This window comes from Enterobacter cloacae complex sp. SYL001, from assembly GCF_049237025.1.
Classification (GTDB): Bacteria; Pseudomonadota; Gammaproteobacteria; order Enterobacterales; family Enterobacteriaceae; genus Enterobacter; species Enterobacter intestinihominis.
Genome location: NZ_JBMKJI010000016.1, coordinates 46,435 through 73,425, shown reverse-complemented (window position 1 = coordinate 73,425; position 26,991 = coordinate 46,435). Strand labels below are relative to the sequence as shown.

General features: G+C 55.6%; 25 protein-coding genes. 11 read left to right on the top strand and 14 right to left on the bottom strand.

From position 1 onward, the window contains the following. The first annotated feature begins 76 nt into the window (after window positions 1–76). The 4 genes from ACOTZP_RS15155 to sanA all read left to right on the top strand — a co-directional run bounded on the left by ACOTZP_RS15155 (window position 77) and on the right by sanA (window position 3,015). Window positions 77–472, top strand: a complete 396-nt coding sequence (locus ACOTZP_RS15155) for a CidA/LrgA family protein (protein ID WP_022648690.1) — start codon at window positions 77–79, stop codon at window positions 470–472. Further along, window positions 469–1,164, top strand: a complete 696-nt coding sequence (locus ACOTZP_RS15150) for a CidB/LrgB family autolysis modulator (protein ID WP_022648691.1) — start codon at window positions 469–471, stop codon at window positions 1,162–1,164. Before ACOTZP_RS15155 ends, ACOTZP_RS15150 begins: the two co-directional genes overlap by 4 nt. A gap of 128 nt (window positions 1,165–1,292) precedes the next feature. After that, the gene (gene cdd, locus ACOTZP_RS15145) at window positions 1,293–2,177 is read left to right on the top strand and encodes a cytidine deaminase (RefSeq protein WP_022648692.1); all 885 of its coding nucleotides are present in this window, start codon (window positions 1,293–1,295) and stop codon (window positions 2,175–2,177) included. Between the two features lie 127 nt (window positions 2,178–2,304). Continuing rightward, window positions 2,305–3,015 carry an outer membrane permeability protein SanA gene (gene sanA, locus ACOTZP_RS15140; protein WP_022648693.1) on the top strand — a complete coding sequence of 237 codons (711 nt, stop codon included), beginning with the start codon at window positions 2,305–2,307 and terminating at the stop codon, window positions 3,013–3,015. 127 nt (window positions 3,016–3,142) lie between these two features. On the opposite strand, the gene mglC is transcribed toward sanA, so the two are convergent. The 7 genes from mglC to ACOTZP_RS15105 form a co-directional block, all read right to left on the bottom strand. Then, window positions 3,143–4,153 carry a galactose/methyl galactoside ABC transporter permease MglC gene (gene mglC / locus ACOTZP_RS15135; protein WP_271074989.1) on the bottom strand — a complete coding sequence of 337 codons (1,011 nt, stop codon included), beginning with the start codon at window positions 4,151–4,153 and terminating at the stop codon, window positions 3,143–3,145. A 15-nt stretch (window positions 4,154–4,168) separates the two neighbouring features. Next, window positions 4,169–5,689 (bottom strand): galactose/methyl galactoside ABC transporter ATP-binding protein MglA, encoded by a 1,521-nt coding sequence (gene mglA / locus ACOTZP_RS15130; RefSeq protein ID WP_003859320.1) that lies wholly within the window; start codon window positions 5,687–5,689, stop codon window positions 4,169–4,171. 79 nt (window positions 5,690–5,768) lie between these two features. Further along, window positions 5,769–6,767 (bottom strand): galactose/glucose ABC transporter substrate-binding protein MglB, encoded by a 999-nt coding sequence (gene mglB, locus ACOTZP_RS15125; protein WP_022648695.1) that lies wholly within the window; start codon window positions 6,765–6,767, stop codon window positions 5,769–5,771. Window positions 6,768–7,062: 295 nt separating this feature from the next. Continuing rightward, a complete protein-coding gene (gene galS, locus ACOTZP_RS15120; RefSeq protein ID WP_271074990.1) occupies window positions 7,063–8,085 on the bottom strand; it encodes an HTH-type transcriptional regulator GalS in 1,023 nt (340 codons plus the stop codon). Window positions 8,086–8,240: 155 nt separating this feature from the next. Beyond that, complete coding sequence (gene yeiB / locus ACOTZP_RS15115) at window positions 8,241–9,398, bottom strand: DUF418 domain-containing protein YeiB (RefSeq protein ID WP_271074991.1); 1,158 nt, start codon at window positions 9,396–9,398, stop codon at window positions 8,241–8,243. 18 nt (window positions 9,399–9,416) lie between these two features. Continuing rightward, complete coding sequence (gene folE, locus ACOTZP_RS15110) at window positions 9,417–10,085, bottom strand: GTP cyclohydrolase I FolE (RefSeq protein ID WP_017383384.1); 669 nt, start codon at window positions 10,083–10,085, stop codon at window positions 9,417–9,419. A gap of 102 nt (window positions 10,086–10,187) precedes the next feature. Continuing rightward, the gene (locus ACOTZP_RS15105) at window positions 10,188–11,336 is read right to left on the bottom strand and encodes a YbfB/YjiJ family MFS transporter (RefSeq protein ID WP_022648697.1); all 1,149 of its coding nucleotides are present in this window, start codon (window positions 11,334–11,336) and stop codon (window positions 10,188–10,190) included. Window positions 11,337–11,473: 137 nt separating this feature from the next. Here ACOTZP_RS15105 and fghA point away from each other — a divergent pair, with 137 nt between their 5' ends. Together fghA and ACOTZP_RS15095 are read left to right on the top strand one after the other, a co-directional pair. Continuing rightward, complete coding sequence (gene fghA / locus ACOTZP_RS15100) at window positions 11,474–12,301, top strand: S-formylglutathione hydrolase (RefSeq protein ID WP_032623907.1); 828 nt, start codon at window positions 11,474–11,476, stop codon at window positions 12,299–12,301. Between the two features lie 260 nt (window positions 12,302–12,561). Continuing rightward, window positions 12,562–14,547, top strand: a complete 1,986-nt coding sequence (locus ACOTZP_RS15095; RefSeq protein WP_271074992.1) for a ligand-gated channel protein — start codon at window positions 12,562–12,564, stop codon at window positions 14,545–14,547. A 54-nt stretch (window positions 14,548–14,601) separates the two neighbouring features. Here ACOTZP_RS15095 and ACOTZP_RS15090 read toward each other — a convergent pair whose 3' ends face one another. After that, window positions 14,602–16,071, bottom strand: coding sequence for an amino acid permease (locus ACOTZP_RS15090; protein WP_022648700.1), 1,470 nt, complete (start codon window positions 16,069–16,071; stop codon window positions 14,602–14,604). A 170-nt stretch (window positions 16,072–16,241) separates the two neighbouring features. Further along, complete coding sequence (gene yieE, locus ACOTZP_RS15085; protein WP_045308655.1) at window positions 16,242–17,108, bottom strand: DNA-binding transcriptional regulator YeiE; 867 nt, start codon at window positions 17,106–17,108, stop codon at window positions 16,242–16,244. Window positions 17,109–17,205: 97 nt separating this feature from the next. Between yieE and ACOTZP_RS15080 the strand changes: the two genes are divergently transcribed. Continuing rightward, entirely contained in the window at window positions 17,206–18,252 is a 1,047-nt protein-coding gene (locus ACOTZP_RS15080; protein WP_421633747.1) for a YeiH family protein, read from the top strand. Window positions 18,253–18,316: 64 nt separating this feature from the next. Beyond that, window positions 18,317–19,174 (top strand): deoxyribonuclease IV, encoded by an 858-nt coding sequence (gene nfo, locus ACOTZP_RS15075; protein WP_032623904.1) that lies wholly within the window; start codon window positions 18,317–18,319, stop codon window positions 19,172–19,174. A gap of 74 nt (window positions 19,175–19,248) precedes the next feature. On the opposite strand, the gene fruA is transcribed toward nfo, so the two are convergent. The 3 genes from fruA to fruB are packed head-to-tail and all read right to left on the bottom strand — an operon-like array spanning window position 19,249 to window position 23,019. Continuing rightward, the gene (fruA, locus tag ACOTZP_RS15070) at window positions 19,249–20,934 is read right to left on the bottom strand and encodes a PTS fructose transporter subunit IIBC (protein WP_271074994.1); all 1,686 of its coding nucleotides are present in this window, start codon (window positions 20,932–20,934) and stop codon (window positions 19,249–19,251) included. A gap of 16 nt (window positions 20,935–20,950) precedes the next feature. After that, a complete protein-coding gene (fruK, locus tag ACOTZP_RS15065) occupies window positions 20,951–21,889 on the bottom strand; it encodes a 1-phosphofructokinase (RefSeq protein ID WP_006811313.1) in 939 nt (312 codons plus the stop codon). Beyond that, a complete protein-coding gene (gene fruB, locus ACOTZP_RS15060; RefSeq protein ID WP_022648705.1) occupies window positions 21,889–23,019 on the bottom strand; it encodes a fused PTS fructose transporter subunit IIA/HPr protein in 1,131 nt (376 codons plus the stop codon). Before fruB ends, fruK begins: the two co-directional genes overlap by 1 nt. 75 nt (window positions 23,020–23,094) lie before the next feature. Between fruB and ACOTZP_RS15055 the strand changes: the two genes are divergently transcribed. Next, entirely contained in the window at window positions 23,095–23,274 is a 180-nt protein-coding gene (locus tag ACOTZP_RS15055) for a hypothetical protein (RefSeq protein WP_146877062.1), read from the top strand. 103 nt (window positions 23,275–23,377) lie between these two features. Continuing rightward, a complete protein-coding gene (setB, locus tag ACOTZP_RS15050; protein WP_271074995.1) occupies window positions 23,378–24,559 on the top strand; it encodes a sugar efflux transporter SetB in 1,182 nt (393 codons plus the stop codon). Here setB and ACOTZP_RS15045 read toward each other — a convergent pair. Beyond that, a complete protein-coding gene (locus ACOTZP_RS15045) occupies window positions 24,556–24,810 on the bottom strand; it encodes a YkgJ family cysteine cluster protein (RefSeq protein WP_032622476.1) in 255 nt (84 codons plus the stop codon). The genes setB and ACOTZP_RS15045 overlap by 4 nt on opposite strands. A 164-nt stretch (window positions 24,811–24,974) precedes the next feature. On the opposite strand from ACOTZP_RS15045, the gene yeiP reads away from it, so the two are divergent. Beyond that, entirely contained in the window at window positions 24,975–25,547 is a 573-nt protein-coding gene (gene yeiP, locus ACOTZP_RS15040; protein ID WP_003859355.1) for an elongation factor P-like protein YeiP, read from the top strand. Window positions 25,548–25,663: 116 nt separating this feature from the next. Here the strand turns inward: yeiP and uxuA are convergent, their stop codons facing one another. After that, complete coding sequence (uxuA, locus tag ACOTZP_RS15035) at window positions 25,664–26,854, bottom strand: mannonate dehydratase (protein WP_022648722.1); 1,191 nt, start codon at window positions 26,852–26,854, stop codon at window positions 25,664–25,666. Between the last annotated feature and the right edge of the window lie 137 nt (window positions 26,855–26,991).

The following is a 26,991-nucleotide window of genomic DNA, read 5'->3' as shown; positions in this document are numbered from 1 at the left end:
AAAATTCATGATGTGATCCGTGGCACATTTTCAGGTTTAATTGTATGATGAATACGTCTCAGCAAGGACTTTCACCATGAGCAAATCACTGAATACTATCTGGCAATACCTTCGCGCCTTCGTCCTGATTTATGCCTGCCTGTACGCCGGCATTTTTATCGCGTCGCTGCTGCCTATTACCATCCCCGGTAGCATTATCGGCATGTTGATCCTGTTTGTGCTGCTGGCATTACAGGTGCTGCCCGCGAAATGGGTCAACCCGGGGTGCTTCGTTCTCATTCGCTATATGGCCCTGCTTTTTGTGCCTATCGGCGTTGGGGTTATGCAGTATTACGATGTGCTTAAGGCGCAGTTTGGCCCGATAGTGGTCTCCTGCGCCATCAGTACGCTGGTGGTTTTCCTGGTCGTCAGCTGGAGCTCACACATTGTGCATGGCGAACGTAAGGTCATTGGGGAGAAAACAAAAAAATGATGGCGAATATCTGGTGGTCCCTGCCGTTAACCCTGGTGGTGTTCTTTGCTGCGCGTAAGCTTGCGGTTCGTTTCAAAATGCCGTTGCTCAACCCGCTGCTGGTCGCCATGGTGGTGATTATTCCTTTTCTGCTGCTCACCGGCATTTCTTATGAACGTTACTTCGCCGGGAGCAAGATCCTCAACGATTTGTTGCAGCCTGCCGTGGTGGCGCTGGCGTTTCCTTTATATGAGCAACTGCATCAGATCCGCGCGCGCTGGAAATCCATCATAACCATCTGCTTTGTGGGTAGCCTTGTTGCGATGATCACCGGTACCTCGGTGGCCTTACTGATGGGCGCATCGCCGCAGATCGCCGCCTCTATCCTGCCTAAATCCGTTACTACGCCGATTGCCATGGCCGTGGGCGGCAGCATCGGCGGCATTCCGGCCATCAGCGCCGTGTGCGTGATCTTCGTCGGTATCCTGGGCGCGGTGTTTGGTCATACGCTGCTGAATATCATGAAAATCCGGACCAAAGCGGCGCGCGGTCTGGCGATGGGTACCGCCTCGCACGCGCTGGGCACCGCACGCTGCGCGGAGCTGGATTATCAGGAAGGGGCATTCAGCTCGCTGGCACTGGTGATCTGCGGGATTATAACCTCCCTGCTCGCGCCGTTTATCTTCCCGATTATTCTGGCAGTAATGGGCTAAAATTTGCGATGCGTCGCGCAAATTTCATTTTCATTTCATAAGTTGCATACATAATGAGATTTGGATCACATATAAAGGCCGTACGGCTCCGTACACTACCGATCCATTAACCTTGATGAGGCAACGTCATGCATCCACGTTTTCAAGCTGCTTTCTCTCAGCTTGCAGAGAATTTGCAATCAGCCCTGGCTCCGGTTCTGGCGGATGCGCATTTCCCCGCCCTGCTGACGGCAGATCAGGTCACGACGCTTAAACAGGCAACGGGGCTGGACGAAGACGCGCTGGCTTTCGCCCTGCTGCCGCTGGCGGCTGCTTGCGCCCGCGCTGACCTTTCCCATTTTAACGTAGGCGCAATTGCGCGCGGCGTGAGCGGGACCTGGTACTTCGGCGGGAACATGGAGTTTCTCGGTGCGACCATGCAGCAAACCGTTCATGCGGAGCAGAGTGCCATCAGTCACGCCTGGCTGCGCGGCGAAAAGGCCCTGCGCGCCATCACCGTCAACTATACCCCTTGCGGCCACTGCCGCCAGTTTATGAATGAGCTGAACAGCGGTCTTGAACTGCGTATCAACCTGCCGGGACGCGCGCCGCATACGCTGGGTGATTACCTGCCGGATGCTTTTGGCCCTAAAGATCTTGAGATCAAAACCCTGCTGATGGACGAGCAGGACCACGGTTACGCGCTCTCAGGGGATGCGCTCAGCGAAGCGGCCATTGCCGCCGCCAATAAAAGCCACACGCCATACAGCAAATCACCAAGCGGCGTCGCCCTTCAGTGCCGCGACGGCCGCATCTTCACCGGCAGCTATGCAGAGAACGCCGCGTTTAACCCGACGCTGCCTCCGCTCCAGGGCGCCCTGAACCTGCTCAGCCTGAACGGGTATGACTACCCGGATATTCAGCGCGCGATCCTCGCTGAAAAGGCCGATGCACCGCTGATCCAGTGGGACGCGACCGCAGCCACGCTGAAAGCGCTGGGCTGTTCAACCATCGACCGCGTGCTGCTGGCATAATCTGTTCGGCGGGCAAATTTGCCCGCCAGTCTGACGAAAAACCCCTCAGTTGAATCGCTGTTTCTTGCGCTAACCAGGCGGGTACAGTAGCCTGAGGGAAATTTCATCATCGGTACGAGCCATCTGCATGTTAAAGCGCGTGTTTTACAGCCTGTCTGTCCTGGTCGGCATACTGCTGTTGATCGTGCTGGGTCTCGACCGCTGGATGAGCTGGAAAACAGCTCCCTACATTTTTGATGACCTACAGGACCTCCCCTACCGCCAGGTTGGCGTGGTGCTTGGCACCGCCAAGTATTACCGCACCGGCGTCATCAATCAGTATTACCGATATCGTATTCAGGGCGCGTTGAACGCCTATAACAGCGGCAAGGTGAACTATCTGCTGCTGAGCGGCGATAACGCCCTGCAAAGCTATAACGAGCCGGTGACGATGCGCAAAGATTTGATTGCCGCAGGCGTCGACCCGGCCGATATCGTGCTCGACTACGCCGGGTTCCGCACGCTTGATTCCATCGTGCGTACCCGCAAGGTGTTCGACACCAACGATTTCATCATCATCACCCAGCGTTTCCACTGCGAGCGGGCGTTGTTTATCGCCCTTCATATGGGGATCCAGGCCCAGTGCTACGCCGTGCCGTCGCCAAAGGATATGTTGAGCGTGCGCGTACGCGAGTTTGGCGCCCGTTTTGGCGCGCTGGCTGACCTGTATCTGTTCAAACGTGAACCGCGCTTTTTAGGCCCGCTGGTGCCGATCCCAACGATGCACGAAGTGCCTGAAAATGCGCAAGGCTATCCGGCGGTTACGCCGGAGCAGCTGCTGGAAATGCAGAAGAAGTAATAACTGATGTCGGGTGGCGGCTTCGCCTTACCCGACCTACGATCGCGATTTTGTAGGCCCGGTAAGCGTCGCGCCACCGGGCAAAAAAAGGCCCGCTACGTGAGCGGGCCTTTCCATTCTGAAGAACTTATTTCTTACGCGCGTGCTTCAGTGAATCCAGGGCAACCGCGAAGATAATGATCGCGCCCTTGATGATGTACTGCCAGTACGGGTTCACGCCGATGTAGGTCAGGCCGTAGTTGATCACGGTGAAGATGATCACACCGGTCACCACGCCCAGCACGGTACCCACGCCGCCGCTGAAGGAGACGCCGCCGACCACGCAGGCCGCAATCGCATCCAGCTCGTACATAAAACCGAGGTTGTTGGTGGCAGAGCCGATACGGCCTGCTTCCAGCATCCCGCCGAAGGCGTAGAACACACCGGACAGGGCATAAATCATCAGCAGGTTCAGAGCCACGTTGACGCCGGAGACTTTCGCCGCTTCCGGGTTACCCCCGATAGCAAAGATGTTTTTACCGAAGCGGGTTTTGTTCCACAGGATCCAGACGAACGCCACCGCAATCAGCGCATAGAAGGTGATATAGGAGAGACGGAAGCTGCCCAGCGCAACAAACCCCTGCGTGAAGGTCGAGAAGCCGCTTTCGAAGCCAGAGATTGGAGACGCGCCGACGAAATCGTAGTACAGGGAGTTGATACCATAAACGATGATCATCGTGCCAAGCGTGGTGATGAATGGCGTCACGTTCAGGTAAGCAATGATGATGCCGTTAATCAGGCCAATTACCGCGCCGATGGCGCATACGATCAGGATAACCACGAAAATCGGCATGGTCGCCATCTCCGGGAACACCTTGTTGGCGTTTTCCATCGACTGCAACAGGGTTGCCGCAATAACCGCCGCCAGACCCACCTGGCGCCCTGCCGAAAGGTCTGTCCCCTGGGTAACGATGAGCCCTGCCACGCCCAGTGCGATGATAATACGTACGGAAGACTGGGTCAGAATATTACTTAAGTTCAGCAGACTTAAGAACGTTGGGTCCTGGAAAATAATTATCGCCAGCAAGACTAAAAGAACAACGTAAATACCGCCTTCTTTCAGATAAGTGAGAAAACTTTTTTTATTTAACGCACTCATGAGGAGCCCCTGATCTTAAAGGTGCAAAGACGCAAGACGCAAAATTTCGTTTTGCGTTGTCGTTTTGGTTTCAACAATACCGGCAACGAGACCATTGCTCATAACCAGAATACGGTCTGTGATCCCTAACAATTCCGGCATTTCGGAAGAAATAATAATGATCCCTTTATCTTTTTTCGCCAGCTCTGCGATCAGCTGGTAAATCTCGAATTTTGCACCCACGTCGATACCGCGCGTAGGTTCATCCAGCATCAGTATTTCAGGCTGGGTTAACAGCCAGCGACCAATAATGACTTTCTGCTGGTTCCCTCCCGAGAGTGAGCCAATTTGCGTGCGGTGGCCCGGCGTTTTCACGCGCATGGAGTCAATCACCCATTGGGTATCGCTCTTCATGCGGGAATTATCCAGCAACCCGACCTTGTTTTTGTAATTGCGAATATTAGAAATTAACGAGTTAAAGTTAATATCAAGATAAGCGTAAATACCGGTGGAACGCCGCTCTTCCGTCACCAGCGCAAAACCATTATTAATGGCTTCGTTGGCATTATGGTTGTTGATTTTCTTACCGTGCAGGGTAATGGTGCCTTCGGCTTTCTCACGGATACCAAACAGGGTTTCCACGATATCGGTGCGCTTAGCGCCCACCAGCCCTGCGATACCAAGGATCTCGCCCTTGTGCAAATCGAAAGAGACATCGCGGATGGACGGCTGACGCAGTGAGGTCAGGTTACGCACCTCCAGAATCACTTCGCCCGGCTTGTTTTCTTTATCCGGGAAGCGCTGGTTCAATGAACGGCCAACCATCATGGCGATGATCTTGTCCATGTCCAGCCCTTCCAGCGGCTGGGTGGCAATCCACTGGCCATCGCGCAGGATGGTAATTTCATCGCACAGCTGGAAGATCTCTTCCATTTTATGTGAGATATAGACAATGCCGCAGCCGCGATCTTTCAGCTTACGGATGATGGTAAAAAGGTGGTTAACCTCTTTTTCCGTCAATGACGATGTCGGTTCATCCATGATCACGATTTTCGCATCATAGGAGAACGCTTTGGCAATTTCGATCATCTGCATCTGGGAAACGGATAATGTCCCGACGCGTGCGCGCGGGTCAATATCAATATCCAGCTCATCGAAAATGGCTTTGGTGTCGCGATACATTTTATCCTGATCGACAAAGACACCTTTGGTTGGATAGCGGCCCAACCACATATTATCCATAACTGAACGTTGCAGAACCAGGTTTAATTCCTGGTGTACCATCGAGATACCGTTCTCCAGCGCTTCTTTCGCTGAATGGAAGTCGATCTCTTTTCCCTGAAAAAGAATGCTGCCAGAATCTTTTTGATAGATCCCAAAAAGGCATTTTAATAATGTTGATTTACCCGCACCGTTTTCACCCATTAACGCATGAATAGAGTGAGGACGAACTTTTAAATTAACATTATCGAGCGCCTTAACACCGGGGAATGACTTGTTAACACCGGTCATTTCCAACAAGTATTCACCGGACGACTGAGTAGTTGTGCTGACCATAATTATACCTTGTTGGCCTCGCATATCGCGTTATAAAAGGGCGCAACGAATTGCGCCCAGTGAAGACAATTCAGATAACTTATTTACCGATAAACTCAGCCAGGTTGGACTGGTCTACGCCCACGTAAGGAACGCGAACGATTTTGTTTTCAATTTTCCAGCTGGTGCCGTCAGCAGCGCCTTTACCATCAGCGAGGTTTTTCGCCAGATCGAAGGTGGCTTTCGCCTGGTTGTTAGCATCGTTCAGCACGGTACCGGCCATTGCGCCAGATTTCACCAGCGCCAGCGCTTCTGGCAGAGCATCCACACCGAATACAGGAATGGCGGATTTGTTGTGTGCTTTCAGCGCTTCAACAGCACCCATTGCCATTGCATCGTTGTTGGCGATGACCACTTCAATTTTGTTGGCGTTCGGGCCAGAGAGCCACGCATCCATCTTATCTTTCGCCTGAGCGGTGTCCCACATTGCGGTGTCTAACGCCAGCTGCTGGGTTTTCAGGCCCTTGTCGTTCAGCTCTTTAATAACGTAGGTGGTACGTGCTTCAGCATCCGGATGGCCCGGTTCGCCTTTCAGCAGAACGAACTGAATCTGACCATCTTTGTTCATATCCCAGTTTGGGTTCGCCGCCCAGTGTTTCGCAATCAGATCGCCCTGGATAATCCCGGACTCTTTGGAGTCAGTACCCACGTAATACGCTTTATCGTAGCTGTCCAGCGCTTTACGGGAAGGCTCTTTGTTGAAGAAGACAATCGGCACGTTCTGGCCGCGTGCTTTCTCGATCACCGTACCTGCCGCAGCCGGGTCAACCAGGTTAATAGCCAGCGCTTTCACGCCTTTTGCCAGAAGAACGTCAATCTGATCGTTCTGTTTAGACTGGTCATTCTGGGAGTCATTCATCAGCAGCTGCACGTCTGGCGCTGATTTAGCATCTTTTTCAATTGCTTTACGCACAACGGACATGAAGTTGTCGTCGTATTTATAGATAGTCACGCCAATACGGGTATCCGCTGCGTGTGCTGCTGCGCCAAAAAGCATGCTTGCCATGACAGCAGACAGAGTCAACACCTTCTTATTCATGGTATCTCCGGTTTTTTTTATGCAGGGTAGTTCTTGTGAAAAACGGTCGGCGGGCAGATGTTAATAAAACGTTACTGATCGCCGAAGTTCACTTATAAAATGTCCAGCTTCCGTGTTCGGTAACGCTCCAGAAATGCGTTTTATTCGTTGTTTGAGGCATGCTGGTAACGGTAAAAGTGAATAATCACCGTTACATTGTGTTTCAGCCCCTAAAACGCTGACATCATAGACAGCGGCTTGTTAAGATACTGTGAATTTACTCACAGATTGAAAACGGTTACATCACGTGATGTTATCAGTTAGTGATCGGAGCCACAGTTTGTCGGATAGCGACCGAATGGCGGCGTACTAAAGTCGGCATAAAACAATGCGTTGCGTCAGGATCTAACAGCCCTGCCGCCCCCTGTAACGCCAGCTCTGTCGCCAGTTTCGCCATCGACGCAATGGGGTAACGCACCGTTGTCAGCTGCGGATCGGTGTAACGGGCAATCGGGATATCGTCAAAGCCGATCAGCGATAAATGCTGCGGCACCGCAATGCCATTATCTTTCAGCGCGGTAAGCGCACCTGCCGCCATACTGTCGTTATAGGCAAACACGGCCGTCAGCTGAAGATTACGCCCCAGCAGTTCCACCATTGCTGCTTCACCGCCCTGCATGTCCGGCGAACCGGTACCTACCCAGCTTTCCAGCGGCGCAATGCCCTGCTCTTTCAGGGCGTTTTGCCAGCCCTCGCGGCGCATCATGTCGTCTTCAATACCGTGGCTGGAGGCCAGATAACCAATGCGCTGATGGCTGTTGCTGATGAGCATCCGCGTCGCCATCATCGCGCCGCTGATGTTATCCAGACCGACGCAGCGGTGCGCGTAGCCGGGGACGATACGGTTGATCAGTACCATGCCGGGGATCTGCTCCATAAACCCGGCCAGCTCTTCATCGCTCAGGGCTTTAGAGTGCACGATCAGGGCGTTACAGCGCTGGCGGATCAGTACCTCAATGGCATAACGCTCTTTTTCAGCCTCGTGATAGCTGTTGCCAATCAGCACATATTTCTGGTGCTGCTGGGCAACGACGTCCACCGCTTTGACCAGCGCGCCGAAGAAGGCGTCCGACACGTCCATCACCACGACACCAATGGTATCGCTGACCTGCGTCGCCAGCGCCTGAGCATTGGCGTTTGGCCGGTACCCCAGCTGGGTCACGGCTTTCATTACGGTTTCACGCGTTTCAGGGCTGACCAGCGCACTGTTGTTCAGCACGCGGGAGACAGTAGCAACAGAAACACCCGCCTGGCGGGCGACGTCACGAATGGTGATCATATTCACCACCCTTAAAAGGATTGCAGCAACTCACAGACACCCCCTGTGTTTAGCAAGGTGGCTATTCTGGCAGCGAGAGAGAGGAGACTACGTGAAGAAGCTCACACAGATGAAAACGCTTACATCCGTTTTGTTAATGATTGTGATCCAGATCGTTATCTGGATGTATTACGCAATGACACGCCCGACGCAAGGGCGGTTAACCGTCGCCATACCCACTCCAGCGGGCCCTGGCGGAAAAAACGCAGCCAGATAACTGAAAACACCACGTTAACAATCCAGACCGGAATAACAAACGCCAGCAGCGTCAGGCGGTCGAATTTCATAAACAGGCCGAATCGGTAGAAAAGCGTGGTGCATATCAGCGTTTGCAGGATGTAATTGCTTAACGCCATCCGTCCAACGCAGGCCACCGCACTGACAATCCACAGGCGAGAAAGCCGGGGCCAGAAGCCATAGATCAGCGCCGCATAGCCAATGGTCTGGAACGGCGCGCTCAGCTCTCGCGGGAGCTGTAACAGGAACGCGCACCAGCGGTAATCCCACTGAAGATGCCACTGTAAGATCACCGCCGGAAGGTTAATCATCACGCCGAGCAGTACCAGGCCAGCGCCTGTGAGACGATAGTGTCGCAGGCTAAATTCTCCTTTCAGCCAGCCGGTGCGCATCAGGGCTGCGCCCATCAGCATCATCCCCGCCAGCTGCCAGCCGTATTGCGCCCCCAGCGCCAGCAGGTTATCGCCGAGCATATCGGCCCGGTTGCCGATCGCTTCTATGCCGCCTTTCAGCTTCCAGAACTGCTCATATTGCAGATTGGCCGCATCCGGGATCCACGAACGACTGGTGGAAGCATCAGCGATCATGCCAAGCAGCAATAACACGGCCAGTCCCATGACATAGAGCATCACGCCAGTGTTAAAGAGGCTTTTTACACCGGGCGCGTCGCGGATCAGCCGCCAGCAAATCAGGCCCACCAGACCATACGCGAGCAGAATATCGCCGTCCCAGAAAAGCAGCCCGTGAATAAAACCGAGGATAACCAGCAGCGTTAAACGCGACTGGATCCAGCGCGTACCGCGTTTGAGGAGAAGCTGAAGTCCCGCGCCAAACAGAAGCGCAAAGAGGGTCAGAAATTTAACCTGTGCGAAGAGATCAAGGATTGCCCACGTCCAGGCGTCGCTGCGCGTGATGTCGCCATACCACGCAGGGTTCAGATAGGCGGCCTTCGGCAGACCGAAGGCGCTGATATTCAGCAGCAGGATACCGAGAATGGCGACGCCGCGAACAAAATCGAGCGTGACGTTTCGCTCCATGGTCCCTGCCCTGTCTGATTAGTTGTGGTGGCGCACGGCGCGCAGAAACTCCTGGCGAGTGTTCTGGCTCGATTTGAACAGGCCGCCCAGCGAGGTGGTGGTAGTCGCGCTGGTTGCATCACGCACGCCACGCGCTTTCACGCAGTAGTGAACCGCGTCGATAGACACCGCCACGTTGTTAGTCCCCAACAGGGTTTGCAGTGCGGTCAGGATCTGCTGCGTCAGACGCTCCTGCACCTGAGGACGCTGGGCAAAGAACTGCACGATGCGGTTGATCTTGGACAGGCCAATGACCGTATCTTTTGGAATATAGGCCACCGTCGCTTTACCATCGATGGTCACAAAGTGATGCTCGCAGGTGCTGGTCAGCGTGATATCGCGTACCGTCACCATCTCATCGACCTTCATCTTGTTTTCAATGACGGTGATTTTCGGGAAGTTCGCGTAATCCAGGCCGGAGAAAATTTCGTCGACGTACATTTTCGCGATGCGGTGCGGCGTCTCCATCAGGCTGTCGTCGCTCAGATCGAGATTCAGCAGTTGCATGATCTCCGTCATATGGCCGGCGATCAGACTCTTGCGGGTAACATTGTCCAGCTCCTGCACGGGCGGGCGCAGTGGCGTTTCAAGACCGCGCGCAACCAGCGCTTCATGGACAAGGGCTGCTTCTTTACTGAGTGATGACATTCTTTTCTCCTGCAGGTGTGGCGTCTTTTGCCCTCGTTGTGGCAAAAGTGTGCGCTCATTGTGCGTGAGGCGACGCACATAATCCAGTATTCACGTCGATAATTATTGCAATTGCTGTTGCCTTTCAGCCTGACGGTTCCAGACTAACGCTCCGCCAGCGAACAGCGCGATCCCCGCCAGCCCCAGCGCAGGTTCCAGCCGGTGCGTGAGCCAGGTCGAGAGTGCCGACGTGACCGGACCAATCAGCTGACCAATGGCATACCCGGTGGTGAGCAGTCCCGCCATATAACGCGTATGATCTGGCGCCAGCTCGCGACCGTACAGAAGAGAGAGCTGCACGGCGCAGAGGAACCCGCCGCCCACCAGCAGCCCACCCGTCAGCAAGCCGCCAATGCCCGGCAGCAGCCAGGCCGCCAGCACGCCTATCCCCTGTAACCAGAGAACAATCGCCAGCCTGCGGTTAGCGCTTGATGTATGCCGCAGGGCAATACTGAGCGCAATCCCCACCACCGAGGCGGCGCCAAATATTGGCCAGACAAACTGGGCAAACAGGCTGCCCGGGAAACGCACCGCCGCCATTTGCGACAGGAAGGTCGCAGGGAGGATATAGCCGAACCCTGCCAGGCTGTAGCTCCAGACCAGACGCCTGAGATCTGCAGTCAGCAGCAACGGCTCAGGCGCGGTACCGGGGCGATGAAGCTGGCCCGCGCGCGGCAGGTAGCGCGCCACCAGCGCAATCAGCACCAACGCCAGTACGCCGTAGATTTGCCATGCCGCGCCGGCAGACAGGGATCTCGCCTGAATATAGACCGCCAGCAGGCCACTCAGGGCGATGCCGGCCCCGGGTCCGGCAAAGACGGCTGCACTAAGCCCCGGCTTGCCCAGCTGCCCCAGCCGCTCGTTGGTCCAGGCGGCAATCAGCACCATCGACCAGCCGCTCATGCAGCCGATCACAAAGCGCAGCAGACCGTGAACGACAGCATTATCTGCCGCCGCAGAGAGCAGCGTCAGCGCCACCGCGCCAGTGATGCCAAGCCAGAGACGCGTTTCAACGAAGCGATGAGCGCGCATAGCATCCCATGCCCCCACCAGATAGCCCAGGTAGTTCATTGCCGCCACCAGCCCCGCGCTGGTAAGCGTGAGTTGCCCGGCGGCAATCATCAGCGGCACCTGAGGCGTGAAGGCGAAGCGCCCTATCCCCATCGCCACGACCAGAACCACAAATCCGCTGAGCGCGATACGCAGCGCCATGATCGCTCCAATTGTTAAAGAAAAGTAAATTTATGATGCAACATCTCGCCGTCCTGCGAAAGTGAAAGTTGCTCACAGGTCAATGAAAACTCTGTATTATGCGTTTTATGAATAGTCTTTCGGATAAGGAGCCCTGCATGGAACTGCTCGAAGAGCATCGTTGTTTTGAAGGTCGACAGCAGCGCTGGCGGCACGACTCCACCACGCTGAACTGTGCTATGACGTTCAGCATTTTCCTGCCCCCTGCGGACAATCCACCGGTGTTGTACTGGCTTTCAGGCCTGACCTGCAACGACGAAAATTTCACCACCAAAGCGGGTGCCCAGCGTATTGCTGCCGAACTGGGCATTGCGCTGGTGATGCCAGATACCAGCCCGCGTGGCGATGACGTGGCCGACGATGCCGGATACGATTTGGGTAAAGGCGCCGGGTTCTATCTCAACGCCACGGAACAACCCTGGGCGAGCCATTACCGCATGTATGACTACATTCGCGATGAACTGCCTGCCCTGGTGCATTCTCAGTTCGCGGTCAGCGAGCGCTGCGCGATAAGCGGACATTCGATGGGTGGCCACGGGGCGCTGATAATGGCGCTGAAAAATCCGGGGAAATACACCAGCGTGTCCGCATTTGCGCCGATTGTGAACCCAACGCAGGTGCCGTGGGGGCAAAAAGCCTTCACGCACTATCTGGGTGAGGATGCAGAGAAATGGCAGGAATGGGACAGCTGTGCGCTGTTGCTGGCAAGCCAGCCAGAAGACGCTATCCCGATGCTGGTGGATCAGGGTGATGCCGATCAGTTCCTCGCCGGGCAGTTACAGCCTGCGTTGCTGGCGGAAGCCGCGCGCCAGAAGGACTGGCCGCTGACTCTGCGCATACAGCCGGGATACGATCACAGCTATTACTTTATGGCGTCCTTTATTGAAGATCATCTTCGCTTCCATGCGACACATTTGTTCGCGTAAATACAGCTTTTTCCCGATAGCCTCTCGCCTGTCGGGCCTTTCCCCTCATTTACATAATCCTATCCGCTTGAATCCAGCCTGTTTTCCGTCGCCCTCACTCAAACACAAATGATTTCAATTATCATTTGTGTTTACAATTCTACATTCTTTTGTACAATTCCAGGCTCTTCTCCATCTCAAAGAGTTCTTACAAGACAAAAACATACAGTTCTCAGGGTTATCCCGATGGAGTTTTTTTCATTTTTATACGGAATGTACAAATGACAATACCACGCATTAAGCTCCTGGCCGTCGCCATTGGCGCTGCCACATGTTCCCCCTTCGTTCACGCAGCCGATCAGGATACCGTTGTCGTTACCGCGACGGGTTTTGAACAAAAGATCCAGAATGCCCCCGCCTCCATCTCTGTGATTTCAAAACAGCAGATTGAAGATAAAGCCTACCGTGATGTTACCGATGCCCTGAGAGATGTCCCGGGCGTCGTCGTCACCGGCGGTGGAAGTAGCAGTGATATCAGTATTCGCGGCATGGCCTCTCAGTACACCCTGTTCCTGGTGAACGGCAAACGCGTCAGTACGCGAAGCACCCGCCCCAACAGCGACAACTCGGGTATTGAACAAGGCTGGCTGCCGCCGCTGGAGTCCATTGAGCGCATCGAGGTCATCCGCGGCCCGATGTCCTCGCTTTACGGCTCCGATGCTATGGGTGGCGTCATTAACGTCATTACCAAAAAAGTCTCGAACACCAAAGCCTGGACCGGTTCGTTGCATGGCGATGCAACCTTCCAGGAAAACCATGATTCCGGCGATATCTTCCAGACCAACGCCTACGCTTCTGGTCCCCTGATTGACGGGCTGCTGGGTGCAAAAGTGACGGGGCTGTTGTCACGCCGCGCAGAAGATAAAATCGTGAACGGCTATAACGAGCAGAAAATGCGTAACGGTGGCATTACGCTGAACTTCACGCCGGACGAGAAGAACGATTTCGATCTCGACTTTGCTCGCGAGCTTCAGGACAGAAACAGCACCCCGGGGATGTCGAAAGCAGCTGAAACCTGCCGGGGAACAACCTGTACGCCAAATACCAAAAGCGACTCGCGCTATGAGCACACGACCTACTCGTTAACCCACAGTGGTTATTACGACGACTTCAATACCACCAGCTATATCCAGCAGGAAGAGACCAATAATCCAGGTCGCAAAATGCGTTCCTACAACACCACCTTTAACAACCAGAACCAGATCTTCCTCGGCGATCATACGTTGACCCTCGGCGGGCAGTACCGCTATGAGAAACTGCGCGACAAGGGTAATCAGCTGGAAGCTGCTGACGGCCTGAACAAACTGACGCGCTGGAGCTGGGCCCTGTTTGCCGAAGATGAATGGTCAATGACGGAAAGCTTTACGTTGACCGGCGGCCTGCGTATGGATAAAGACCAAAACTACGGGACGAACTGGACGCCTCGCGGTTACGGCGTATGGCACCTGGCCGATCAGTGGACGTTGAAAGGCGGGGTTTCTGCTGGCTATCGTGCGCCGGATCTGCGTCAGTCGTCTGCCAGCTGGGGCCAGGTAACGGGTGGCGGCCGTCTTGACGGTATCATCGTTGGCAACCCGGATCTGAAACCAGAGAAGAGCCTGAGCGAAGAGCTCGCCCTGCTCTGGGATAACAACGATAACCTGAATGCCGGCGTAACGCTGTTTAATACCGACTTCAAGGACAAGATTACGGAAGTTCGCCGCTGTAACAGCAGCGCCGATCCCGCCTGTACGATTGGCGATCATAGCTATGATTTCGTCAGCGATCGCGTCAACGTGGACAAAGCCAATATGCGCGGTGTGGAGTCCTCGTTCGGCTGGAAAATCACGCGCGATGTGAACTGGACTGCAAACTACACCTATACGGAATCCGAGCAGAAGAGCGGCCAGTTCTCCGGCAAGCCACTGAACAAAATGCCAAAACACATGTTCAACACCACCCTGGACTGGCAGGCGACGCCCGACGTCGGCTTCTGGAGCCGTCTGAACCTGCGCGGTAAAACGTCTGAGTACCTGAGCCGCACGTCTATGTCTCAGGGCACACCGTCCTACACTCAGGTTGATGTCGGTATGCGCTACAACGCCAACAAAAACCTGCTGGTTACTGCCGGTGTGTATAACGTGCTCGATAAGCAGATTGATTACGATACGTATGACACCGTGCTGGATGGCCGTCGCTATACCGTTGGCATGACTTACAGCTTCTGATCTGCCCATAAAAAAGCCCGCTCGATTGAGCGGGCTAAAAGAGAGGAAGTGCGGTTATTGTTTGAATCGTTCCGGGAAATCCATTTCACTGTAGCGAACGAAGCGCGTTCCTTTCGTCAGTTTGTAGCCAAACCAGATGATCAGGAACAGCGGAATGCCGATATAGGTGGCCGTGACGGCGCCCCAGTCAATGGTGTCCGCAAGGAAGGCCTCATAGTTCTGGCCCAGGGTAATGATCAGGCACAGAACGAAGGCGAAGATCGGCCCCAGCGGGAAGAACCCTGACCGGTACGGCAGATTATTCAGATCATGACCCTGCTTGACGTACCCGCGACGGAAACGGTAGTGGCTGATGGCAATGCCCAGCCAGGCAATGAAGCCCGTCATACCAGAGGTGTTAAGCAGCCACAGGTAGACCGTCTGGTTGCCGAACATGGAGGTCAGGAAACAGAGACCCGCAATCACCGTGGTCGCATACAGCGCGTTGCGTGGCACGCCACCGCGAGACAGTTTCGAGAAAATACGCGGCGCTTTACCGTCGCAGGCCAGGGTGTAGAGCATGCGGGTAGAGGCGTACATCCCGGAGTTACCCGCAGACAGTACCGCCGTCAGGATCACCGCGTTCATCACCGCCGCCGCAGAGAGCAGACCCGCGTGCTGGAAGACCAGGGTGAACGGGCTGACGCTGATGTCTTTCACATCGTTACGCAGCAGGCTTGGGTCGGTATACGGAATGATCAGGCTGATAATCAGGATCGCGAACACGTAGAACAGCAGGATACGCCAGAACACCTGACGCACCGCGCGCGGGATGGTCTTCTCCGGGTTTTCGGATTCACCGGCCGCAATGCCAATCAGTTCGGTGCCCTGGAAGGAGAAGCCGACAATCATCGCCACGCCAATCATCGCCGAGAAGCCCCCGGCAAACGGCGCATCGCCTATTGTCCAGTTACTCCAGCCCGCCGGTTCGGCCCCTTTGAAAATACCAACGATCATCGCCACACCGACGACGATAAAGATGATGACGGTTGCCACTTTAATCAAAGAGAACCAGTATTCCGCTTCGCCAAAGCCGCGCACGGAGATGTAGTTCAGCAGGAAGATGACCGCCAGGAACAGGGCGCTCCAGATCCAGCCTGGCGTGTCCGGGAACCACCAGGTCATCACCAGCTGTGCGGCGACGAGGTCAACGGCGATGGTCACCGCCCAGTTGTACCAGTAGTTCCAGCCCAGCGCGAAGCCGAAGCCTTCCTCAACGTATTTTTGTCCGTAGGTCGAAAACGAACCAGACACCGGCATGTATGCCGCCAGTTCGCCCAGGCTGGTCATCAGGAAGTAGACCATCAGGCCAATCAGAATATAAGAGAATAATGCCCCACCCGGGCCGGCTGCCGAAATTGTTGCGCCAGAGGCAACGAAAAGACCCGTACCGATGGAGCCGCCAATGGCGATCATTGTCAGGTGACGCGCCTTAAGTGCGCGACGTAGCGCGGGCGCTTCTGTGGTTTTAGTTTCTGAAACCATGTGAAAATGCTGTCCATTCAATAAATGAGGCGCGATTGTAGCAGACGATCTGCGTTGCTTCCGGCAGAAATGCTCAGTTATAAGAGAGCTTCATGACTCGGCCAGGATTATAAGTAAAGCATAATTTTTCCCTCTCCCCTTTGGGGAGAGGGCCAGGGTGAGGGGCGCTTTTACATCTCGCAGTAGCGCAGAAAACGCTGGAGCGAGCTGGAAAGGTGTTTCTGACGATGGTGGATGCACCACAGCGTGCGCACCAGCTTCGGCAGCGGAACGGGGATCTCAACCAGAGAGCCGGTTTCCAGCTGTTCGGCGATCACCCGTCGGGAAAGACAGCTAATGCCCAGGCCATGACGTACGGCATGCTTAATGGCCTCGGAGTTACCTAACTCCATCCCTAGCTGGAACTGCGGCAGATGGGACAGCAGTAGATAATCGACAATCTCACGCGTGCCGGAGCCCTGCTCTCGCAGGATCCACTGCGCCTGCGCCAGACGCTCCAGCGTAACCTCGCCCTTGAGTAAAGAAGAGGCCGGGGAAGCAAACACCACCAGCTCATCCTCAAGCCAGGGCTCCGCAATGATATCGACGTTGTGGCACGGCCCTTCGATAAGACCGATGTCCACGCGGAAATCAATCACCGCGTTAATCACGTCCTGGCTGTTGCCGACGCTCATCTCCAGCGGCAGGGTCGGAAAATCCCGGCGGTAGCGGGCGATCACTTCCGGCAGGATGTAGTTACCGATCGTGCTGCTGGCGTAGACGCGAATAGCGCCGTTGTCCTCGCGGAACAGCTGTTCGATCTCCGTTGCCTGCTCAAGCAAGGCCAGGGCACGCGGATACAGCAGGCGGCCATGTTCGTTCACCACCAGTCGCTTTCCTACCCTGTCGAAAAGCTGGACGCCCAGTTGCCCTTCAAGATCGGTCAAGGCCGCGCTAACGGCGGACTGCGAGAGCGCCAGCATTTGTGACGCCTGGGTTGTCGAGCCGCTTTTCAGCACCTCGGCAAAAACTTCCAGCTGACGCAATGTAATGTGCATGGTTGCTTACCACTTATAAAGATTGATTATAAATATATAATCAATTTTATTTTTAAGCCAGAGCGCCGTAACCTTTAGCCAGACAAAGGAGAAGGTTATGTCAGAAATCACCTTACAACATCATCGTACAGTGTGGCACTTCGTGCCGGGTCTCGCGCTCAGCGCCGTGGTTACCGGCGTGGCCTTATGGGGTGGCAGTATACCGGCTGTTGCCAGTGCAGGGTTCAGCGCCCTGACGCTGGCCATTCTGCTCGGCATGGTGGTCGGGAACACCGTTTACCCGCACATCTGGAAATCCTGCGACGGCGGCGTGATTTTCGCCAAGCAGCTTTTATTACGTCTCGGGATCATCCTTTATGGCTTCCGTCTCACCTTTTCGCAGATTGCGGATGTGGGTGTCAGCGGGATTGCCATCGACGTCCTGACCCTTTCGAGCACCTTTTTACTGGCGTGCTTTATCGGCCAGAAGATCTTTGGACTGGACAAACAGACCAGCTGGCTGATCGGTGCGGGTAGCAGCATCTGCGGCGCAGCGGCTGTACTGGCAACAGAGCCGGTAGTCAAAGCCGAAGCCAGTAAAGTCACGGTTGCCGTCGCGACGGTAGTTATCTTCGGTACGCTGGCGATCTTCCTGTATCCAGCCATGTATCCGCTGGTGGCGCACTGGTTTAGCCCGGAAACCTACGGCATTTATATCGGCTCAACCATGCACGAAGTGGCGCAGGTGGTGGCGGCAGGTCACGCCATTAACCCGGAAGCGGAAAACGCGGCGGTCATTGCCAAAATGCTGCGCGTGATGATGCTGGCCCCGTTCCTGATTTTCCTTGCGGCGCGGGTTAAACAGCTGGCTCCTGCAGGCGGCAGCGAGAAAAGCAAAATCACCATTCCGTGGTTTGCGATCCTGTTCATCGTGGTCGCTATCTTCAACTCTTTCCACCTGCTGCCAAAAGCGATGGTGGATATGCTGGTCACGCTGGATACGGTCCTGCTGGCGATGGCGATGGCGGCGCTGGGCGTCACCACGCACGTCAGCGCGCTGAAAAAAGCCGGGGCGAAACCGCTGCTGATGGCGCTGGTGCTGTTCATCTGGCTGATTGTTGGCGGCGGTGCGATTAACCTTGCAGTACACAGCCTGTTGGCATAAACCATCTCGTCCTTCTCCTGTTAACCCGCTATCATAGGCATTTCGGGTTAACAGGAGTCTTTTTATGAAATATGTTGGAGCGCACGTCAGCGCTGCCGGTGGCCTTGCGAATGCCGCCATTCGCGCCGCCGAAATCGAGGCGACCGCTTTCGCCCTGTTCACCAAAAACCAGCGCCAGTGGCGCGCAGCTCCCCTCACCGCGGAAGTGATTGATGACTTCAAAGCCGCCTGCGAGAAATACCGCTATGGGCCTGGGCAGATCCTCCCGCACGACAGCTACCTGATTAACCTCGGCCACCCGGTTGCTGAGGCGCTGGAAAAATCCCGCGAAGCATTCCTGGATGAGGTTCAGCGCTGCGAACAGCTGGGGCTGACGCTGCTGAACTTCCATCCCGGTAGCCATCTGATGCAAATCGACGAAGACGCCTGTCTGGCGCGCATCGCCGAGTCCATCAACATGACGCTGGATAAAACCCAGGGCGTGACGGCGGTGATTGAGAATACCGCCGGTCAGGGCAGCAACCTCGGCTTTAAATTTGAGCATCTGGCGGCGATCATCGACGGCGTGGAAGACAAATCCCGCGTGGGCGTGTGCATTGATACCTGCCACGCGTTTGCCGCCGGGTATGACCTGCGCACAACCGAGGCCACAAAAAATACCTTCGAGGAGTTCGAACGTATTGTTGGCTTTAAGTATCTTCGCGGTATGCACTTAAACGATGCGAAAAGCGCGTTCGGCAGCCGCGTAGACCGTCACCACAGCCTGGGCGAAGGTAATATCGGCCACGATGCGTTCCGCTTTATCATGCAGGATGCCCGCTTCGACGGCATTCCAATGGTGCTGGAAACCATCAATCCGGATATCTGGGCAGAAGAGATTGCCTGGCTGAAGGCACAGCAGACCGCTGAACAGGCGGCATAAAAAAAGCCGGGCGCTTAACGCGACCCGGCTTTTTTGTAGGTCGGGTAAGGCGAAGCCGCCACCCGACACCTCTTTTAGGCTGCTTTTGCGACCACTTCCGCTTCCGGACGCTTCAGCACCGCGTAAGACAGACCCGCCACCAGCGTACCGGCAACAATCGCCAGCAGGTAGCCCAGCACCGGCGTGATGGCGCCAGGGATCAGCAGGACGAACAGACCGCCGTGCGGTGCCATCAGTTTCGCACCTACCGCCATGGAGATAGCTCCCGTTACCGCACCGCCGACGATACAGCATGGCAGAACACGCATTGGATCGCGCGCCGCAAACGGGATTGCGCCTTCGGTAATGAAGCACAGACCCAGCACCAGTGCCGCTTTGCCGCCTTCCTGCTGCGCTTTATCGAACTTACGACGGGCAATGATTGTCGCCAGGCCAAGTGCCAGCGGAGGCACCATACCTGCCGCCATGATCGCCGCCATAGGCGCATAGGTCTGGGTACTCAGCAGGCCAACGCCGAACGCGTATGCCGCTTTGTTTACCGGACCGCCCATGTCGGTACACATCATACCGCCGAGGATTGCGCCCAACAGCACCGCGTTCGCCCTCCCCATGGTTTGCAGCCAGTGGGTCAGACCTTCCAGAATGCCCGCGACCGGCTTACCAATCAGGTAAATCATCGCCAGACCGACCACCAGGCTGGAAATCAGCGGGATGATCAGGATAGGTTTCAGCGCCTCCATACTCTGCGGCAGCTTCAGCTTAGAGCTGATGAGCTTCGCCACGTAACCGGCAAGGAAACCGGCAATAATACCGCCGATAAAGCCAGAACCAGTGCTCACGGCCAGCATACCGCCGATAAGACCCGGCGTCAGACCCGGACGGTCAGCGATGGAGAAGGCGATAAAGCCCGCCAGCACCGGCACCATCAGCGCAAACGCGGAGCCGCCACCAATCTGCATCAACGCTGCCGCCAGCGTGCCCTGCTCTTTAAAGGCTTCGATACCAAAGGCAAAGGAGAGCGCAATACACAGGCCGCCCGCCACCACCATCGGCAGCATGTAGGAAACCCCGGTTAACAGGTGACGATAGGCACCCGCAGACTCTTTCTTACCTTCGCCAGGCGTCTTAGCCGCACCGGTCGCCTGATAAGGTTTGGCTTCCGCCAGCGCTTTATCAAACTCCTGCGCAGTTTTCTTCAGCGCCAGGCCGGTTGAGGTGCGGTACATCGGCTTACCGGCAAACTTCGCCAGATCCACTTCGATATCGGCCGCCACGATCACCAGATCGGCTTCGGCCACCTCTTCCGGCGTGATGGCATTACCCGCGCCAACAGAGCCGCGAGTTTCAACCTTCACCCACCAGCCGCGTTTTTTCGCTTCGGTTTCAATGGCTTCAGCCGCCATAAAGGTGTGAGCCACACCTGTCGGGCAGGCCGTTACCGCAACAATGCGTTTCGGCCCAGCGGTTGCGGCCGGCGCGGCCTCAACGGGTGCGCTGTAAACCGTCGCATGACCTTTTGCTTCGCTCAGAAACAGTTCAGGGTGTGCCACCGCGCGGTTAATATCGCCCAGCCATACTTTTTTGCCGTTCAGGGCGCTGTCCGCGGGGATTTTGTCGCCCAGAACAATCGCCATTTCAGCATCACCCGGGTTATCAATGATATCCAGGTGCGCTTTTTGTGCCGCCGCGCCCAGCAGGGTCTTCGCCATATAGGCACGAGCCTGTCCGAGACCGGAGTCAATGATCAGCAGCGTTTTCATTATTCCTCTCCTGCTGTTAGTTAAAAGGTTTTAAGTCAACGCGCGCCATCATCGCGGCTAACTGGGTACGATCGGTAATACCGACATTGCTCTGGCTCACGGCCAGGGCCGCAACGGCGGTAGCAAGGCGTAGGGTATGTTCACTGGATTCGCGCATCAGCAGACCGTAGATCAGGCCGCCAACCATCGAATCCCCGGCACCCACGGTGCTGACCACTTCCATAGAAGGCGGTTTGGCAATCCATTCCCCGGAGGCGTTAACCCACAGGGCACCTTCTGCACCCAGCGAAATCACCACATGAGCGATACCCTGCTCGCGCAGCGCATGGGCAGCGTCAATCACATCCTTTAATTCTGGCAGCTTACGGCCCGCCCAGATTTCCAGTTCACGGCGGTTAGGCTTAACCAGCCATGGCGAGGCTTTCAGACCGGCGACCAGCGCGTCGCGGCTGCTGTCAAAAATAATGCACGGGCACTGGCTGCGCAGGCGCGTCATCCAGTCGGTGAACGCTTCCGGGCTGACGCCGGACGGCAAGCTGCCGCTGACGCACACCATGTCAAACTGGCCCAGCCAGCTCAGGGAATCGGCAACGAAGCGCTCCCAGTCAGCCGGGGTCACTTCGAAGCCGGAGAAGTTCAGATCGGTCACTTCACCGTCTTTCTCGGTCAGCTTAACGTTAATACGGGTACGGCCCTGCACAACCTGAAAACGGTTGGCGATGCCCAGTTCACTGAACAACTGCTGAAAACCGTCCTGGTTGTCTTTGCCAAGGAAGCCGCCAACGGTGACATCGATGCCGAGATCTTTCAGCACCTTCGCCACGTTAATCCCTTTCCCTGCAGCATGCAGGCCGGTGGTTCGCACCAGGTTAACTTCGCCACGCTCAATTTCCGGGCAGAAGCCCACCAGATCGTAAGCCGGGTTCAGCGTAATGGTCGCAACACGTCTGCTCATTATGCGCCCTCCCCCAGACCGGCCGCGATGGCGTCGCCAATCGCTTTCAGCGCCTGTTCAGCATCAGCACCCTGCGCGGTAAAACGCAGACGATGGCCTTTCTTCACACCCAGCGCGACAACTTTCATCAGGCTGCGCCCGTTGGCTGGTTTACCCGAACCGTCCAGATTGGTCACGGTGATCTCACTTTCAAATTGTTTAATGGTATTCACCAGCATGGTGCCCGGACGGGCATGCAGGCCATGTTCGTTACGCACCACGTACTCCGCGCTCAGCAGGTCGTCCGTCAGCGCATCGTCGCTGGTCAGCAGGGCCAGCACCGTCGCCGCGTCTGCGTTCAGCAGTTTTTCAGCTTTATTGTTCAGCAGCAGATCGCCAAGGCGCTTCAGCACGGAAACCGGCTGATCGTCAGCCATGGCAACCGTTACCAGCATCGCGGCGCGTTCGCCGTCTGTCTCAAAGGCAACCGCAGCACGGCTGACCGCGATAGCACTGCGCAGGTTGCCTTCAGCACTGTCGTTCAGCCAGATGCCCTGACCCAGGTTTAAAGGCTTATCATTGATGGTGCGGGTCACAAAGGCGGTATCAGCCGCCCCCACCTCTTTCAGGCGAGCCGCGTTCAGCGCCTGGAGCGTCACCAGATCGGACGCGACGACGTCCAGCATCAGGGTTTCATTATCCAGCTTCAGCGCTTCGCTCTGTTTTTCGCCCATCAGCAGGGCACGCAGCTCTTCAGCAGTGGTGGCGGATTTAAGCTGTTCCGCGACGGCATCATCGCTCAGCACGTGCGTCAGCTGACGCAGCAGGCCCAGGTGTTCGTCACCGCTGGCCGCGATACCGATCGCCACGTAAGCCACCTGCCCCTCGCCCCAGAGCACGCCCTGCGGGAACTGGTAAACCTGCACGCCGGTTTTCAGCACCTGATCGCGGGTGTCCGTGGTGCCGTGCGGAATTGCAATACCGTTACCGAGGAAGGTGGAGGTCTGCTGTTCACGCGCCAGCATGCCGTTGACGTAGCCGTCCGCCACGTTGCCAGCCTGCACGAGCGCAGCGGCGACCTGGCGAATAGCCTCTTCTTTATTCCCGGCCTGTTCGCCCGGGTGGATATCCTGAACAGATAACTGGAACATGATTCTCCTCTCCTGCTGAAATTGAATCGTTTCAGCTTAACTGAGAAAATATGCGCTAACCTGCTTCTACAGGACATGCAAGATAGCGCTGAAACGTTTCAAGAAGTCTTGTCTTTTCTACAAAAGGTTGCAAGAAAAGTTACATTTCTTGTTGCAGAATTTAGAAGTGCAGCACATTTCTTCTTCAATAGGGAGGTTTTTGCTGATGTTCAGCAAACATGTTCAGCACGCTTCAGCGAAACAGCGTTAAACTGAAATGCTATTTTGATTTATTGTGGCAATCTTGATTTTGCCCTCTGTTTATTTAATGACAGGCGGCGTAAACTCCGCCTCTCTCTGTTACTCGCAAAGACTGAACATGCATAACACCCCCGCTGCCGCCTCACCAAAGCCCTTTGATTTGACGTCAACGGCGTTTTTGATCGTTGCTTTCCTCACCGGTATTGCCGGTGCGTTACAAACGCCTACGCTGAGCCTGTTTCTGACCAACGAAGTCCACGCGCGTCCGGCGATGGTTGGCTTCTTCTTCACCGGGAGCGCCATCATTGGCATCCTGGTCAGCCAGTTTCTGGCCGGGCGTTCCGACAGAAAAGGCGATCGCAAAAGCCTGATTGTTTTTTGCTGTCTGCTAGGCGTTTTCGCCTGCGTGTTGTTTGCCTGGAACCGCAACTATTTCATTCTGCTGTTTGTTGGGGTGTTCCTGAGCAGCTTCGGCTCGACCGCCAACCCGCAGATGTTCGCCCTTGCCCGCGAGCACGCCGACCGCACCGGGCGGGAAGCGGTAATGTTCAGCTCGATACTGCGCGCGCAGGTGTCGCTTGCGTGGGTGATTGGCCCCCCGCTCGCCTACGCGCTGGCAATGGGTTTTGGCTTTACGGTGATGTACCTCAGCGCGGCGGTAGCCTTCGTGGTGTGTGGCGCAATAGTATGGTTCTTCCTGCCTTCCATGCGTAAAGAGCCGAAAGTGGCGACCAGTACGCTGGAAGCACCGCGGCGTAACCGGCGCGACGCACTACTGTTATTCATTATCTGTACGCTGATGTGGGGAACGAACAGCCTCTATATCATTAATATGCCGTTGTTTATTATTGATGAGCTGCATCTGCCGGAGAAGCTGGCCGGGATCATGATGGGAACCGCCGCGGGGCTTGAGATCCCCACCATGCTGATTGCGGGCTATTACGCGAAGCGCTTCGGCAAGCGCTTTTTGATGCGCATCGCCGCCGTTGCAGGGCTGCTGTTTTATATCGGTATGCTGACGGTTCATACGCCAGCCCTGCTTCTTGCTTTACAGCTGCTGAACGCCATTTATATCGGCATTCTGGCCGGTATCGGCATGCTCTACTTCCAGGATCTGATGCCGGGTCAGGCAGGCGCTGCCACCACCCTTTATACTAATACCACCCGCGTGGGCTGGATTATTGCAGGCTCACTGGCGGGCGTTGTGGCTGAAATCTGGAACTATCATACGGTGTTCTGGATTGCGCTGGTGATGTGCGTCCTGACGCTGAGCTGCCTGACGCGGATCAAAGACGTTTAAGGCGCGGTGAGCGCTTCCAGCTCAAGCAGGTAAGTGATGGCCTGCTGGCGCGTACTGCCGCACATTTCGGCGTCAGGCTGGAGCCCGGAGCACACCTTCGGGCGTAAAGGCGAGCCAAAGATCATGCACAGGTTGGAGTCAGAGAGCTGAACGCAGCGGGTATTGGCAGGCTTGCCTTGTGGCATGCCTGGAATGGGGCTTGAGATGGACGGTGCGGTACAGCACGCGCCACAGTCGGAACGACAATCCATACATGCTCTCTGTTGGTGGCAGATGCCCGCGCAGTCGGGCATTGCGCGCACAGTAACACCTTTTATGTATTGATAGCAAAACCCACGAATTCCGCTTGCCTGAAAGGCCGCGCGCGAGTAATTTGGCGCGATATTTTTTACCTCCCGTAAACAGGATTACTGCAATGCCAAGAGCGAACGAAATCAAGAAAGGTATGGTACTGAATTACAACGGCAAACTGCTGATTGTGAAAGATATCGACATTCAGGCACCCAGCGCCCGTGGCGCAGCAACGCTGTATAAAATGCGTTTCTCCGATGTCCGTACCGGCCTGAAAGTGGAAGAACGTTTTAAAGGCGACGATATCGTGGATACCGTGACCCTGACCCGTCGCTACGTTGATTTCTCCTACATCGACGGCAACGAATACGTGTTCATGGATAAAGAAGATTACACCCCGTATATCTTCACCAAAGATCAGATCGAAGAAGAGCTGCTGTTTATTCCTGAAGGTGGAATGCCGGACATGCAGGTGCTGACCTGGGATGGCGTGCTGCTGGCGCTGGAGCTGCCGCAGACCGTTGATCTGGAAATCGTTGAAACGGCACCGGGCATCAAAGGCGCGTCTGCAAGCGCGCGTAACAAACCGGCTACCCTGACTACCGGTCTGGTCGTACAGGTGCCAGAATACCTGTCAGCGGGCGAGAAAATCCGTATCCATATCGAAGAAAAACGCTATATGGGTCGCGCTGACTGATTGTGGCGTTTGCCGGGTGGCGGCTGCGCCTTACCCGGCCTACAAAAACACAAAAACCGGCCTCAGAGCCGGTTTTTCGTAGGCCCGGTAAGCGTAGCGCCACCGGGCAATCAGGCTTACAGAAGCTCTGGATACTTCGTCATTTTCAGCGCCAGCTCGATACCGCGCACTTCCGCCATCCCTTTCAGACGGCCAATCGCCGAATACCCTGGATTCGTTTTCTTGCGCAGATCGTCCAGCATCTGATGCCCGTGATCCGGACGGAACGGGATAGGACGTACATCCCCCGCCTGCTTACGACGTACTTCTTCAGAGAGAATGGCATCCACCACCGCAACCATGTTCACGTCGCCGCCAAGGTGGGCTGCTTCATGGAAGGTTTTTGGATTCTCTTCACGGCAGGTTGCACGCAGGTGAGTGAAATGAATGCGATCCCCAAAGGTTTCGATCATCCGCACCAGATCGTTATCCGCACGCACGCCGTAAGAGCCCGTACACATGGTAAAGCCGTTGTAGATGCTGTCCACCGTCTCTTTTAGCCACTGCATATCCTCAATGGTCGACACGATACGCGGCAGGCCGAGGATTGGGCGCGGAGGATCGTCCGGATGGACCGCCAGCCGCACGCCCGCTTCTTCTGCCACCGGCACGATAGCGCGCAGGAAGTGCGCCATGTTTTCACGCAGCTGGTTTTTATCGATATCGCCATATTCCGCCAGGCGCGCGCGGAACTGATCGAGGGTATAGCCCTCTTCCGCCCCCGGCAGGCCCGCGATAATATTGCGAACCAGCTTCTCAATGTCCGCTTCACTGGCGGCATTGAACCACGCCAGCGCCTGCTGCTGCTCTTCGGCGGTGTAGTCTGCTTCCGCCCCCGGACGCTTCAGAATGTGCAGCTCGAAAGCCGCAAAAGCGATTTGATCGAAACGCAGCGCCTTCGAACCATCGGCCATTTCATATTCCAGGTCGGTACGCGTCCAGTCCAGAATTGGCATAAAGTTATAGCAGACGGTATCAATACCGCAGGCCGCCAGGTTACGAATGCTCTGCTGATAATTCGCAATCCAGGTTTCACACTCACCGGAGTGGGTTTTGATATCTTCGTGAACCGGAATACTTTCCACGACAGACCAGGTTAGACCCTTCTCTGCCAGCTGTGCCTGACGCTTTTGGATTTCCTCCACCGGCCACACCTGACCGTTCGGAATATGATGCAGCGCCGTGACCACACCCGTTGCGCCAGCCTGACGCACATCATCAAGAGAAACCGGATCGTTCGGCCCGTACCAACGCCAGGTTTGTTCCATTGCCCCACCCTCTCAAGTTGTTATACCAATATGGATTACCTCAATGACGACTACCATACATGTTTAATCGAAGTGGTCAACACAGCGCGCGACATTGATTGATCAAACTCACATAACCGGGATATTTACGGCTTACC

Bases quoted from the DNA above. Each gene is read 5' to 3' on its own strand.
- mglC (WP_271074989.1), bottom strand. From the start codon at position 4,153: ATGAGTGCGTTAAATAAAAAAAGTTTTCTCACTTATCTGAAAGAAGGC.
- galS (WP_271074990.1), bottom strand. From the start codon at position 8,085: ATGATCACCATTCGTGACGTCGCCCGCCAGGCGGGTGTTTCTGTTGCT.
- cdd (WP_022648692.1), top strand. From the start codon at position 1,293: ATGCATCCACGTTTTCAAGCTGCTTTCTCTCAGCTTGCAGAGAATTTG.
- yieE (WP_045308655.1), bottom strand. From the start codon at position 17,108: ATGCACATTACATTGCGTCAGCTGGAAGTTTTTGCCGAGGTGCTGAAA.
- nfo (WP_032623904.1), top strand. From the start codon at position 18,317: ATGAAATATGTTGGAGCGCACGTCAGCGCTGCCGGTGGCCTTGCGAAT.
- ACOTZP_RS15155 (WP_022648690.1), top strand. From the start codon at position 77: ATGAGCAAATCACTGAATACTATCTGGCAATACCTTCGCGCCTTCGTC.
- yeiP (WP_003859355.1), top strand. From the start codon at position 24,975: ATGCCAAGAGCGAACGAAATCAAGAAAGGTATGGTACTGAATTACAAC.
- ACOTZP_RS15095 (WP_271074992.1), top strand. From the start codon at position 12,562: ATGACAATACCACGCATTAAGCTCCTGGCCGTCGCCATTGGCGCTGCC.
- ACOTZP_RS15150 (WP_022648691.1), top strand. From the start codon at position 469: ATGATGGCGAATATCTGGTGGTCCCTGCCGTTAACCCTGGTGGTGTTC.
- folE (WP_017383384.1), bottom strand. From the start codon at position 10,085: ATGTCATCACTCAGTAAAGAAGCAGCCCTTGTCCATGAAGCGCTGGTT.
- fruK (WP_006811313.1), bottom strand. From the start codon at position 21,889: ATGAGCAGACGTGTTGCGACCATTACGCTGAACCCGGCTTACGATCTG.
- mglB (WP_022648695.1), bottom strand. From the start codon at position 6,767: ATGAATAAGAAGGTGTTGACTCTGTCTGCTGTCATGGCAAGCATGCTT.
- uxuA (WP_022648722.1), bottom strand. From the start codon at position 26,854: ATGGAACAAACCTGGCGTTGGTACGGGCCGAACGATCCGGTTTCTCTT.
- ACOTZP_RS15090 (WP_022648700.1), bottom strand. From the start codon at position 16,071: ATGGTTTCAGAAACTAAAACCACAGAAGCGCCCGCGCTACGTCGCGCA.
- ACOTZP_RS15045 (WP_032622476.1), bottom strand. From the start codon at position 24,810: ATGGATTGTCGTTCCGACTGTGGCGCGTGCTGTACCGCACCGTCCATC.
- ACOTZP_RS15105 (WP_022648697.1), bottom strand. From the start codon at position 11,336: ATGGCGCTGCGTATCGCGCTCAGCGGATTTGTGGTTCTGGTCGTGGCG.
- sanA (WP_022648693.1), top strand. From the start codon at position 2,305: ATGTTAAAGCGCGTGTTTTACAGCCTGTCTGTCCTGGTCGGCATACTG.
- fruA (WP_271074994.1), bottom strand. From the start codon at position 20,934: ATGAAAACGCTGCTGATCATTGACTCCGGTCTCGGACAGGCTCGTGCC.
- fruB (WP_022648705.1), bottom strand. From the start codon at position 23,019: ATGTTCCAGTTATCTGTTCAGGATATCCACCCGGGCGAACAGGCCGGG.
- yeiB (WP_271074991.1), bottom strand. From the start codon at position 9,398: ATGGAGCGAAACGTCACGCTCGATTTTGTTCGCGGCGTCGCCATTCTC.
- ACOTZP_RS15055 (WP_146877062.1), top strand. From the start codon at position 23,095: ATGCAAGATAGCGCTGAAACGTTTCAAGAAGTCTTGTCTTTTCTACAA.
- fghA (WP_032623907.1), top strand. From the start codon at position 11,474: ATGGAACTGCTCGAAGAGCATCGTTGTTTTGAAGGTCGACAGCAGCGC.
- mglA (WP_003859320.1), bottom strand. From the start codon at position 5,689: ATGGTCAGCACAACTACTCAGTCGTCCGGTGAATACTTGTTGGAAATG.
- setB (WP_271074995.1), top strand. From the start codon at position 23,378: ATGCATAACACCCCCGCTGCCGCCTCACCAAAGCCCTTTGATTTGACG.
- ACOTZP_RS15080 (WP_421633747.1), top strand. From the start codon at position 17,206: ATGTCAGAAATCACCTTACAACATCATCGTACAGTGTGGCACTTCGTG.